General features: G+C 74.0%; 9 protein-coding genes. 7 read left to right on the top strand and 2 right to left on the bottom strand.

The annotated features are described in order from the left end of the window. Positions 1 to 61 precede the first annotated feature (61 nt). The 3 genes from ACIQI7_RS14395 (at position 62) to ACIQI7_RS14385 (ending at position 2,579) form a co-directional block, all read left to right on the top strand. Positions 62 to 265 (top strand): MbtH family protein, encoded by a 204-nt coding sequence (locus tag ACIQI7_RS14395; RefSeq protein WP_387758795.1) that lies wholly within the window; start codon positions 62 to 64, stop codon positions 263 to 265. Positions 266 to 432: 167 nt separating this feature from the next. Continuing rightward, the gene (locus ACIQI7_RS14390) at positions 433 to 942 is read left to right on the top strand and encodes a GNAT family N-acetyltransferase (protein WP_401109052.1); all 510 of its coding nucleotides are present in this window, start codon (positions 433 to 435) and stop codon (positions 940 to 942) included. A gap of 137 nt (positions 943 to 1,079) precedes the next feature. Then, complete coding sequence (locus ACIQI7_RS14385; protein ID WP_401109045.1) at positions 1,080 to 2,579, top strand: bifunctional phosphatase PAP2/diacylglycerol kinase family protein; 1,500 nt, start codon at positions 1,080 to 1,082, stop codon at positions 2,577 to 2,579. 33 nt (positions 2,580 to 2,612) lie between these two features. On the opposite strand, the gene ACIQI7_RS14380 is transcribed toward ACIQI7_RS14385, so the two are convergent. Then, positions 2,613 to 5,096, bottom strand: coding sequence for a SpoIIE family protein phosphatase (locus tag ACIQI7_RS14380; RefSeq protein ID WP_401109728.1), 2,484 nt, complete (start codon positions 5,094 to 5,096; stop codon positions 2,613 to 2,615). A 61-nt stretch (positions 5,097 to 5,157) separates the two neighbouring features. Further along, positions 5,158 to 8,610: a HAMP domain-containing protein gene (locus ACIQI7_RS14375; protein WP_401109042.1), complete on the bottom strand. Its 3,453-nt coding sequence runs from the start codon at positions 8,608 to 8,610 to the stop codon at positions 5,158 to 5,160. 301 nt (positions 8,611 to 8,911) lie between these two features. Here ACIQI7_RS14375 and ACIQI7_RS14370 point away from each other — a divergent pair, with 301 nt between their 5' ends. The 4 genes from ACIQI7_RS14370 (at position 8,912) to ACIQI7_RS14355 (ending at position 11,871) form a co-directional block, all read left to right on the top strand. Further along, complete coding sequence (locus tag ACIQI7_RS14370; RefSeq protein WP_401109039.1) at positions 8,912 to 9,793, top strand: SigB/SigF/SigG family RNA polymerase sigma factor; 882 nt, start codon at positions 8,912 to 8,914, stop codon at positions 9,791 to 9,793. Positions 9,794 to 9,907: 114 nt separating this feature from the next. Beyond that, a complete protein-coding gene (locus tag ACIQI7_RS14365; RefSeq protein WP_401109037.1) occupies positions 9,908 to 10,303 on the top strand; it encodes an STAS domain-containing protein in 396 nt (131 codons plus the stop codon). Positions 10,304 to 10,431: 128 nt separating this feature from the next. Then, positions 10,432 to 10,893: an ATP-binding protein gene (locus tag ACIQI7_RS14360; RefSeq protein WP_401109035.1), complete on the top strand. Its 462-nt coding sequence runs from the start codon at positions 10,432 to 10,434 to the stop codon at positions 10,891 to 10,893. Between the two features lie 387 nt (positions 10,894 to 11,280). Then, positions 11,281 to 11,871: an ALF repeat-containing protein gene (locus ACIQI7_RS14355; RefSeq protein ID WP_401109032.1), complete on the top strand. Its 591-nt coding sequence runs from the start codon at positions 11,281 to 11,283 to the stop codon at positions 11,869 to 11,871. The last annotated feature ends 95 nt before the right edge of the window (positions 11,872 to 11,966 follow it).

The following is an 11,966-nucleotide window of genomic DNA, read 5'->3' as shown; positions in this document are numbered from 1 at the left end:
CCCCCACCCGCCACGACCGACCGACCGATAAGACCCCACCGCGATGACGAAGGAGACCGACATGGACGAGAACACCCGCTACCAGGTGCTGCGCAACGACGAGGAGCAGTACTCCCTCTGGCCCGCCGACCTGGAGGTGCCGGCCGGCTGGCAGCCCGTCGGCACCGAGGGCACCGAGGCCGAGTGCACCGCCTACGTCGACGAGGTGTGGACCGACATGCGCCCGAAGAGCCTGCGCGAGCGCATGGAGAAGGCCGGGGCCTGACCGCCGCCGGGACGGGCCGCCGGTCGCACCCGCGCCGACCGGCGGCCCGTCCCGGCCGCCGCACCGCCGCACCGCCGAACCACCGCGCCGCCGCAGCACCGCACCCGCGCAGCACCGCGCCCCCGTACCACCGCAGCACCGAGCCGCCACCCCCTGAGGAGAGCACCGTGACCCCTCCGCTGCGCACCGAGCACCTGGAGTTCATCCCCTACCGGCCCGAGGACGAGGACGCCTTCGTCTCCCTGCTCCGCAACGCGGAGGTGTGCCGCTGGATGGGCCAGGACCTCGTGCCCGAGCCGGACATCCGCACCCTGTTCCGCGCGATCCTGTCCGACGTCTACCCGCAGAACCTCTTCGACGTCTGGGGCATCTGGTTGGACGGGGCGTACGCCGGCCACGCCGAGGTCAAGCGCACCGGGAACGTCGACGGCCACGAGCTGGTCACCGCGCTGGCCCCGGAGTTCTGGGGCCGGGGCCTGGGCGGCGAGGTGGTGCGCGGACTGATCCGCTACGCCCGCGACGAGCTGGGGCTCAAGGAGGTCTACGGCATGGTCGGCGCCGAGAACACCCCGAGCCTGACGATGTGCCGCCGGCTCGGCTTCCGGCACCTGCGCGACGTCCTCGGGGACGACGGCTCGGTGACCAGACTGCTGGCCGCCTCCACCGACGGGGCCTGATCCGCCCCCCGCCCCGCCTCGCCCCGCCCGCGGCACGCTTGCCCGCGTCGCCGCGGGTCCGGAACGCCGCCGTTCGTGTGACACACCGGCGGGCCGCCTTCCCGCCCCGCGGCACCGAACCCCATTAGGCTCGTCGGATGACACGACTGGGGACCTCACGACTCGACGCCATCGACCGGGCCCTGTTCGACCGCATCGCCGCCGCCCCGCTGCGCGGGACCGGTCCGTGGCTGCGGGCGCTGAGCCGGGCCGCCGACCACGGAGTGCTCTGGACGGGCGCCGCCGCCGTCCTCGGCGCGGTCGGCGGACGCCGCGGCCGGCGCGCGGCCCTGCGCGGACTCGGCTCGCTCGCGATCGCCTCGGCCACCGCCAACACCGTGGCCAAACACGCCACCCGCCGGCCCCGACCGGTGCTGGACGGCGTGCCGTCGGTGCGACGGCTGCTGCGCCAGCCGGTCACCACCTCCTTCCCGTCCGGCCACTCCGCCTCCGCGGCGGCCTTCGCCACCGGCGTGGCGATCGAGTCCCCGCTGCTGGGCGCGGCCGTCGCCCCGGTCGCGGCGGCGGTGGCGCTCTCCCGCGTCTACACCGGGGTGCACTACCCGGGCGACGTCCTCGCGGGCGCGGCCCTCGGAACGGCGGCGGCCGCCACCACCCTGCGCTGGTGGCCCCGTTCGTCCGACGCGCCGCCGCCCGCCGCCCCCGCAGCCTTCCCGGCACCGGCCCTGCCGCGCGGCCGGGGCCTGTCCGTGGTGGTCAACTCCGGCTCCGGCAACGGCTCCATGACGGCCACCGGCCCCGAGGAGACGGCCGACACCCTGCGCGGCCTGCTGCCCGAGGCGGACGTCCGGGTGTGCGGGCCCGAGGACGACCTGGCCGAACTGCTGACCGAGGCCGCCGACCGGGCGGCCCGCAACGGCGGCGCGCTCGGGGTGTGCGGCGGCGACGGCAGCGTCAACCTGGCCGCCGGCCTGGCCGTCGACCGCAAACTGCCGCTGGCGGTCTTCCCCGGCGGCACCCTCAACCACTTCGCGCTCGACCTCGGCACCACCACCCACCAGGACACCGCCACGGCCGTCGAGGCCGGCACCGCGGTCGGCGTGGACCTCGGACTGGCCGTCGACCACACCGGGTCGCGCACCTTCGTCAACACCTTCAGCCTCGGCATCTACCCCGAACTCGTCCACCAGCGGGAGAAGTTGGAGAAGCGCATCGGCAAGTGGCCGGCCCTCGCGGTGGCCGTCGCCAAGCTGCTGCCGACCGCCGAACCGGTCACCGTGCACGCCGGGGGGCGCCCGCACCGACTGTGGCTGCTGTTCGCCGGCAACGGGGCCTACGAACCGGCGGGCTTCGCGCCCACCCACCGGGCCGCCCTGGCCGACGGGAAGCTCGACGTCCGCGTCGTCGACGCCGGCAGGCCCTTCGCCCGCACCCGCCTCGCCGCCGCCTTCCTGTCCGGCACCATGCACCGCTCCCGGGTCTACCGGACCGCCCGGCTGCGCGTCCTGGACCTGGACTTCCTCGGCGACGCCGACCGGATCGCCGTCGACGGCGAGAGCGTCCCCGCCCGCGGCGCCCTGCGGCTGTCCAAGAACCCGGCGGCGCTGACCGTGTACCGCCCGCCGATCACCTCCTGACCGTCCGGTCCGGTGGGCCCGCCCGGAGCGGGCCTACCGGACCGCCACCCCGACCAGGCAGGTGTCGTCGTCGGTGTCCGCGCTGCTGTACCGCAGCAGGTGGTCCAGCTGGTCCTGGAGCCCCTCGACGCCCGCGGCCGCGCCGCGGTGCGCCTGCTCGACGAGGCCCGTCAGATTGGTCAGCGAGGCCTGGAGGGACTCGTCGCGGCGCTCGATCAGCCCGTCGGTGTACATCACCAGGGTGTCGCCCGCCTCCAGCACGAACTCCCCCTCCTCGTAGTCCGCCTGGTCCACCGCGCCGAGCAGGATGCCGCCCAGCTGCGGGAGGGCGCCCGCGCGCCCGCCGCGCAGCAGGACCGGCGGCGGGTGCCCGGCCCGGGCCCAGCGGAGCCTGCCGCTCCCGGGCTCGTACAGGCCGCAGACCGCCGTGGCGGTGACGTTGTCGGTGAGGTGGTGGGTGACGCTGTTGAGCCAGCTCAGCAGCTGGGCCGGTCCCGCGCCGGTGGCGGCCAGTCCGCGCAGCGCGTTGCGCAGGGCCACCATGCCGGTGGCGGCCTCGATGCCGTGCCCGGAGACGTCGCCCACGCACAGCATGACGTCCCCCGAGGGCAGCGTCAGCGCGTCGTACCAGTCGCCGCCCACCAGGTGGTCCTTCTCCGCCGGACGGTAGCGCACGGCCACGTGCAGGTCGTGCAGGTCCAGCGGGCCGCGGGCGGGCGGCATGATGGCGTGCTGGAGCTGGAGCGCGAGACGGCTGCGCTCCGCCGCCTGCTGCTCGCTCTGGGCCAGCTGGTCGCGGGTCGCCGCCAGGGCGACCTCCGTCCAGTGCTGGGCGGAGATGTCCTGGTAGGCGCCGCGGACGATGTGCGGGCTGCTGTCCGGGGCGGGCACCGGCTCCGCCACGACCCGGATGTGGCGGGTGACCCCGTCGGGCCGCAGGAGGCGGAAGGCGGTGGAGGCCGGCCGCCGGTGGTGCAGCAGGGTGCGCAGGAACCGGCCGATGGTGTGCCGGTCGTCCGGGTGGGCGTGCTCGGCCAGCTGGTCCAGGGGGATCGGCGACGCGCCGGGCGGCAGCCCGTGCAGCTCGAACAGGGTCTCGTTCCAGGCGATCTGACGCGTCCCCAGGTTCTCCTCGAAGCCGCCGATCCGGCCGAGCCGCTGGGCGTGCTGCAGCAGCCGCGCGACCCTCGGGGTGCCGTCGCCGAGGCGCCACACCACCGCCAGGTGGGTGCCGTGCCGGCTGATGCTCACCTGGGCCCGGGTGGTCAGCGGCACGCCGTCGACCAGGGCGGCGAGGTGCATGTCGTGGGTGCGGAAAGGCTCCCCGGTGGCGAAGACGTGCTCGACCTTCTCCGCCAGCCCGCCGGGCTCGGCGGCCAGCGGGTACGCCTCCAGCAGCCGGGTGCCCACGATGGCGCCGGTGGGCCGGCCGGCGAAGTCGACGAAGGCGGGATTGACGTGCCGGATCAGGAACCGGGGGAGGTGGTCGTCGTCGGGCGACAGCCGCAGGACCAGGCACGGATCGAGCAGGCCGTCGACCAGCTGCCGCAGTTCACCGAACTGCCGGTCGTCCGGCTCGGGGCCGGGCGGCTCCTGGCCGCCCCAGGTCTCCAGGGTCGCGGCCGCCAGCTGCGCGAGCGCCTCGAACTGCCGCTGGAGCGACTGGGACTGCTCGGGCAGGGCGTCGTGCCAGCAGACCTCCAGGACCCCGATGAGCCGGCCGCCGGTGCCCGCCGGAACGGCCAGCCGGCCGCCTCGGACCTCGTGCTGGCCGATCGACGGGAGCGAGGCGTCGGCGAGCGTCGGGTAGCCGACGGCCGAGCGCTCGTCCAGCGCCCTGCGGGCCGGGGTCGGGACGCCCGGGGGCACGTGCCGCCAGCGGCGGGCCTCCTCCGCGGGGAAGCCGGCACTGCCGGCCAGCGAGAGCGAGAGGTCGGGGTGGGCCGCCCAGATGGCGACGGCGGCCGCGCCGAGCGGCCGCAGCGCGTGCTCCAGCATGGACCGCGCGGCCGCCGCAGCGTCGCCGGCGAGCGCGTCCGCCTCGGTGCTGCGGAGGCGGACGGAGACCGGCTCCGCCGGCGGGGTGTCGGCCGACGGCTCGGCGGCACCGGCCACGAAGCCGCGGGCGAGCGCGGATATCTCGTCCGCCGCCGACTGGTTGACGAGGTCGGCGGCGAAGGCCAGGGTCGAGGTCCCGGACCGCTCGGCGAGGCTCTCCAGCTGCCGCGCCGCCTCGGTGGGGCCGCACCGCAGCCGTTCGACGAGCACGCCGACGGCCATCTCGACCACCGCGCGGCCCGCCGCGTGGGCCTCGGCGCGGTCCAGTTCCAGCCGCAGCCGCTCCACCGTGCCGGCGAGCCGGCCGACCGCCGTCGCCTCGCGCTCCGACTCCCGGGCCGGTGGCGCTCCCGGCGTGGCGGGAACGCCCGGGGGCCCGGCGCCGGCGGCGCCGGCGGTCGGTCCGGTCGACGGGTGCCGGCCGGCGGCGGACTGCTCCGGGGGCTGGTGCACGGTCAGGACTCCTGGGGTGCGGCGGCTCGTGACGGTTGGTGGGGTGACGCGGGCGGGCGCGCCGGTGCTACGCGGTGAGGTGGCGCCTGATCCGGCTGATCACCTCGTCGGCGTCGACCGGCTTGGTGATGTAGTCGCTGGCTCCCGAGGCGAGGCTCTTCTCCCGGTCACCGACCATGGCCTTGGCGGTCACCGCGATGATCGGCAGTCCCTCGTGCTCCGGCATGGCGCGGATCGCCGCGGTCGCGGAGTACCCGTCCATCTCCGGCATCATCACGTCCATCAGGATCACGTCGATCCCCGGGTGCACGGCGAGCGCCTCCAGGGCGGCCCGCCCGTTCTCGGCCTGGAGGACGTGCATGCCGTGCAGCTCCAGGATGCTGGTGATCGCGTAGAGGTTGCGGTCGTCGTCGTCGACCACCAGCGCCGTGCGGCCGGAGAGCGCCGGGTCGGCGCCGGGGTTCCAGGAGGGCTCGCGGTCCGTTCCGCGGACCAGCTGGACGACGCTCCCGGGCCGGTCGGCGCTCATGTGCAGGGCGATGCGCTCGCGCAGCTCGTCGAGGCTGGAGAGGACTTCCAGCGGCCGTTCGCCCGCGCGGCGGACGGCCTGCTCGTGCTCCGGGACGACGCCACGGTTGTCGTGGGCCAGCACCGGGACGGTGTACAGGGCCGGGTCGCCCTCCATCTCCTTCAGCAGGGTCGTGGAGGTTCCATCGGGCAGGCCCAGCTCCAGGACTACGCAGTGGCACGGCGCGGTGGCCAGGGCCGTGGCGGCCTCCTGCGCGCCGACCGCGGCGACGATCTCCACCGGCCGCTGCGCGCCGGAGTAGCGGGCGAGGTCCGCGACGGCGTTCTCCGCGACCAGGGAGAGCAGGCCGTTCGGGCGGCCCTCCACCACGAGCAGGCGACGCGGCCGGCCGGCGGCGGGGTGGTCCGGGTGGTGTCCGGCGTCCTGCGAGGGCAGCGCGGCCGGGTGCTCGGACGACGGGAGCGCGGCGCCGGGGCCGCCGGCCGGGAGACCGGCGGGCTCGGCGGGCAGGTAGAGGGTGAAGGTGCTGCCCCGGCCGAGGGTGCTCTCCACGGTGATGGCGCCGCCGAGCAGGAAGGCGATCTCACGGCTGATCGACAGCCCGAGCCCGGTCCCGCCGTACTTGCGGCTGGTGGTCCCGTCGGCCTGCTGGAACGCTCCGAAGACGGTCTCCAGGTGCTGCGGGGCGATGCCGATGCCGGTGTCGGTGACGTGGAAGGCGAGCACCGGCCCGTCGCGGCGCACCCCGTCGGGGACGGCGTCCTCGTCGGCGGGCTCGATCCGCAGCTCGACCCGGCCCTGCTCGGTGAACTTCACGGCGTTGGACAGCAGGTTGCGCAACACCTGGCGCAACCGGTAGTCGTCCGTGCGGAGTTCGGACGGCACCCGGCTGGCCGTGCGGACCGCGAAGGCGAGGTTCTTCTGCCCGGTCATCGGGCGGAAGGTGGCCTCCACGTAGTCGAGCAGCGACTGCAGCGGCACCTCCTCGACGTTGAGGTCCATCTTCCCGGCCTCGACCTTGGAGAGGTCGAGGATGTCGTTGATGAGCTGGAGCAGGTCGGAGCCGGCGGAGTGGATGATCCCGGCGTACTCGACCTGCTTGGCGGTCAGGTTGCGGGTGGGGTTCTGGGCCAGCAACTGGGCCAGGATGAGCAGGCTGTTGAGCGGGGTGCGCAGCTCGTGGCTCATGTTGGCCAGGAACTCGGACTTGTACTTGGAGGCGAGGGACAGCTGGTGGGCGCGTTCCTCCAGCTCCTGGCGGGCCTGTTCGATCTCCAGGTTCTTGGCCTCGATGTCGTGGTTCTGCGTCGCCAGGAGCTCCGCCTTCTCCTCCAGTTCGGCGTTGGAGGCCTGGAGCTCCTCCTGGCGCGCCTGCAACTCCTCGGAACGGGCCTGGAGTTCGGCGGTGAGGCGCTGCGACTCGCCGAGCAGCTCGTCGGTGCGGGCGTTGGCGATGATGGTGTTGACGTTGACGCCGATGGTCTCCAGCAGCTGCTCCAGGAAGTCCCGGTGGACCTGGGTGAACGGCCGGACGGAGGCCAGTTCGATGACGCCGAGCACCTGTTCCTCGACGACGATCGGCAGCACGATCAGCGACAGCGACTCGGTGCGTCCCAGGCCGGAGGAGGCGGCCAGGTAGTCCGGCGGCAGGGAGTCGACGGCGATGGTGCGCCGGCTGCGGGCGGCCTGGCCGACGAAGGACTCGCCGAGGCGGAAGCTGGTCGGGCGCTCGCCGTCGGGGAACGCGTAGGAACCGACGAGCCGCAGCACCGTTCCCTCGGGGCCCTCCTCGGCGAGGTAGAAGGCGCCGCACTGCCCGCCCACCAGCGGGGCGAGTTCGTCCATCACGGACTCGGCGACGACCGAGAGGTCCCGCCGGCCCTGCATCAGGGCCGAGAAGCGGGCGAGATTGGTCTTCAGCCAGTCCTGTTCCTCGTTGGCGCGGGTGGTCTGGCGCAGGGACTCCACCATGGCGTTGATGTTGTCCTTGAGGTCGGCGACCTCGCCGGAGGCGTCCACGGTGATGGAGCGGGTCAGGTCCCCGGCGGTGACGGCGCCGGTGACCTCGGCGATGGCGCGGACCTGCCGGGTGAGGTTGCCGGCCAGCTCGTTGACGTTGGCGGTGAGCCGCTTCCAGGTGCCGGAGACGCCCTCCACCCGGGCCTGGCCGCCGAGCCGGCCCTCGGTGCCGACCTCGCGGGCCACCCGGGTCACCTCGTCGGCGAACGAGGACAGCTGGTCGACCATGGTGTTGATGGTGGTCTTGAGCTCCAGGATCTCGCCGCGGGCGGTGACGGTGATCTTCTGGGTGAGGTCGCCCTCGGCGACGGCGGTGGCGACCTGGGCGATCGCGCGGACCTGCCCGGTGAGGTTGCCGGCCATGGAGTTCACCGAGTCCGTCAGGTCGCGCCACGTCCCCGAGACGCCCTCGACCTTGGCCTGGCCGCCGAGCCGGCCCTCGGTGCCGACCTCGCGGGCCACCCGGGTCACCTCTCCGGCGAACGAGGACAGCTGGTCGACCATCGTGTTGACGGTGTCCTTGAGCTCCAGGATCTCGCCCTGGGCGTCGACCTCGATCTTCTGGGTGAGGTCGCCGCGCGCCACCGCCGTGGTCACCTGGGCGATGTTGCGCACCTGCCAGGTGAGGTTCCCGGCCATCGCGTTGACCGAGTCGGTGAGGTCCGCCCAGGTGCCCGAGACGCCCGGCACCTGTGCCTGGCCGCCGAGGCGGCCCTCGGTGCCGACCTCGCGGGCCACCCGGGTCACCTCCGAGGTGAAGTGCGACAGCTGGTCGACCATCCCGTTGAACACGGTGGCTATCTCGCCCAGCAGCCCCTCCGCGTCGTCGGGCAGCTCGGTGCTGAAGTCGCCGTCCCGGACGGCCGTCAACCCGGCCAGCAGCTGCCGCAGTTCCGCCTCGTTCACCAGCGCGGTGCCCGGCCCGTTCTGCGAGCGGTGCTGCGAGTCGGGGGGCAGGGTCGGGCCAGCCATCGAAACGTCGCCTCCGTAGAACGCCGGGCCGCCGGCCCGCATCCGGTCGTGGGCACCACGGAGGGTCCGTGGTCGCAAAGGGGGTGGGATCCCCTCCGGAGGCTATCCCAGCTCCCGGCCGCGCCGAAACGACTGGTCGCCGCGTTGGACCCGGCGCTCCGGCGCGTTAGCCTGGGCCGATCCGCGGCGTACCCGAAGTGTACGAACCTCCTTTTCGGAATCTTCACGCCCGGTGGCCGCATCGATCGGCCGAACCGGGGTAGCGGGCGTTGCGACATACCGAAACGACGAAGGGACCCCGATGGCCGTGACCACTCGTGAACCGCTCGTCACCACCCCCGCGCCCCTGCCCTCCACGGCGGAGCTGCGTGAGCTGCTGCCGCCGGAGCTGGCGCAGGCGCGGGATCTGCGGGAGGTGGCGCCGGCCGATGCCCGGGAGTTGAGCCGGGTGCTGCTGCGCCGGCTCGCCGCCCTGGAGGAGGGCACCCGGGAGTACTCGTACGTGCGGTCCACCCTGGTGGAGATGAACCTGTCGCTGGTGAGGTTCGCGATCCGCCGCTTCACCGCGCACCGCGAGCCGCAGGAGGACCTGCTGCAGGTGGGGGCGGTGGGCCTGATCAAGGCGATCGACCGCTTCGACCCCGACCTCGGTGTGGAGTTCACCACGTTCGCGCTGCCGACGGTGCTGGGGGAGATCCGCCGGCACTTCCGGGACACCACCTGGGCGGTCCACGTGCCGCGCCGCCTCCAGGAGCTGCGGATCGTGCTGGCCAAGGCCCAGGAGCGGTTGGCGCAGGAGCTGGACCGGGCGCCGACGGTGGCCGAGCTGGCCGGCCACCTGCAGCTGTCCGAGGAGGAGGTGGTGGAGGGGCTGACCGCCTCGAACGGCCACACGGCGGGTTCCCTGGACCTCGGGGGTGCGGAGGACGACGAGGGGCCGGGGTCGCTGGGCAGGCGTTTCGGGGAGGAGGACCGGGACCTCTCCAAGGTCGAGGACCTGGTGGCGCTCAAGCCGCTGGTCGCCGCCCTGCCGGAGCGCGAGCGGCTGATCCTGTCGATGCGCTTCTGCGAGGACCTGACGCAGTCGCAGATCGGTGAGCGCCTGGGGGTGTCGCAGATGCACGTCTCCCGGCTGCTCTCGCGCACCCTGCGGCGCCTGCGCGAGGGGCTGGAGGACGACTGAGCGGGCGCCCGCCGGGGGAGGACCCCCGGTGCGCCGGCGCGAACCGCCCGGTCTGTTTGGCCGACCGCCCCGACCTGCATAGGCTCGGAGGGCATCCGACACGAGGGGACGACGATGACGCCTTCCGACAACGACGCCGGAGACCTGGCCTTCGCGGTCCCGCCGCCCCGTCCGGAGGCGGCGGTGGAGACCCGCACCGTGGGCGGCGGGGCGGTGGTGTGCACGCTGGCGGGCGATCTCGACATCGAGTCGCTCGCGCCGGTCGCCGCCGCGCTCACCGGTCTCCTCGCGCGACGTCCGCCGGTGATCGTCGTCGACCTGGCCGGAGTGGCGTTCTGCGACTCCTCCGGCCTCAACCTCCTGCTCCGGATCCGTGCCGAAGCGGAGCGGGAGGGCCTGCGGCTGCGGCTGGCCGCGGTGCCGCCAACCGTCATGCGCGTCCTCGAACTGACCGGCGCGCGAACGGTGTTCTCCGTCCACGGCTCCGTCGAGTCGGCGCTGGCGTCCTGACCCGGAACCCGGACGTCGTCCCTCCCGACCCGCCGGCCGTCGGCGGTGTCGGGGGAACGAGGCATAATCCGGGAGGCACGGGGAACCCGTGCAAGCGAACCGCCGTCGATCCGAAGGGGAACCCTCACATGACGATGAGTCGGGGCACCCTGGACGGCGATCCGCAGCCGGCCGGGCCGGCCCGGCCGCCCGCGGGCCAGCGCAGACGGCTGACGCTCGTCGGGATGCCGACGCCGGTCGCCCGCGCCCGGGCCTGCGCCACCGAGGCGCTCGCGGACTGGTACGCGCCCGCACCGGAGTTCGCCGCCGACGTGGTCCTGGTGGTCGCGGAGCTCGTCGCGAACGCCATGCTGCACGGGGACGGCCCGCTGGAACTGGTCCTGGACGTCACCCAGGAGCGCCTGCGGGTCGAGGTCAGCGACCGCAGCCCGACGCTGCCCGCGCTGCGGCGCCCGCACATGCCCGCGCTTCCCGGCGGCCACGGGCTGTTCATCGTGGAGCGGATCGCCGACCGCTGGGGCGCCGAACCGCACGCCCGCGGCAAGTCGATCTGGGCCGAGTTCGACGCCCCCCGGCTGACCCGCGCCTGACCGGCGGCGCCTGTTCCGCGCCGCCTGTTCCGCAGCGCCCGATAGGTCCTCACAGAAGCCTCGTGACGTGTGACTGCCCGTTGATCGGCTCGTTGGTCCATCCGCGGGAAAGAGGGAGTCTCGTCCGTGGATGGTGTCGGACGAACTGTGGGGGCCTATCGAGCCGTTGCCGCCCGAACCGGGTCCGAAGCCCGGGCGGCCGCGCGGTCGCCAGGCCAGTGGCAAGATCCGGATGGAGATTGGCGGGATCTTGCGACGAACCGGGGCGCCCTCTCCTGTCACGATATTCGCACCGGGGAACGGCGCTCGCGCAGAGGGGGTTCACTGCCCGTACCGCTTCCCGGGGCCGGGCGCCTGCCCGGCAGGTACTCGATCTCTGGGGGATTCATGAAGCTGTCCCGTGCGGCACTCGTGGTGGCCACCGGCGCGCTGGCGCCCGCCCTGCTGCTGTCCGCTCCGGCCCTCGCGGCCACCGGTACGTCCTCGTCGTCCGGCACCGCCGTGGTCGCGACCACCGATGCCGACTCGCCGTACGACACGATGTCGGAGGACGACCTGCGGGTCGCGATCCTGCGCATCATCGCCGACCCCGCCACCGGCCGGGCCGTCAACCGCGAGGCGCAGAAGGCGCTCGACGGTACCGTCGACGACCTGCGGTACTTCCTGAAGACCGGGCGTTGGATCGCGCAGGACGAGGACAACCTGGTCGCGATCGCGACGATCCTCGCCAATCCCACCTCCGGCAAGGCGGTGAAGCGCGAGGCGCAGAAGGCGCTCGACGGTACCGCCGCGGACCGCACGTACTTCCTGCAGACGGGCCTGCGGCTCGCCCAGGCCGAGGACGACCGCGTGGCGATCATGCGGATCGTCGCCGACCCGGCGAGCGGTGACGCGCTGCGCGCGGCGGCGCTGAAGGCCTTCGAGGGCACTCCGGAGGAGATGCGGTACTTCCTGGAGGTCGGCCGGTACAACGTCTGACCGGTCGGCAGCACGGGGCTGGGGCGGCCCGCACCACTCGGTGCGGGCCGCCCCAGCCATGCTGCTACGGCAGGGGCGCCTCACGCTCGCCTCCG

This window comes from Kitasatospora sp. NPDC092039 (genome assembly GCF_044756065.1).
Lineage (GTDB): Bacteria > Actinomycetota > Actinomycetes > Streptomycetales > Streptomycetaceae > Kitasatospora.
Note: the sequence above shows the minus strand (reverse complement) of the source record. Positions and strands in the feature narration are given on the sequence as shown.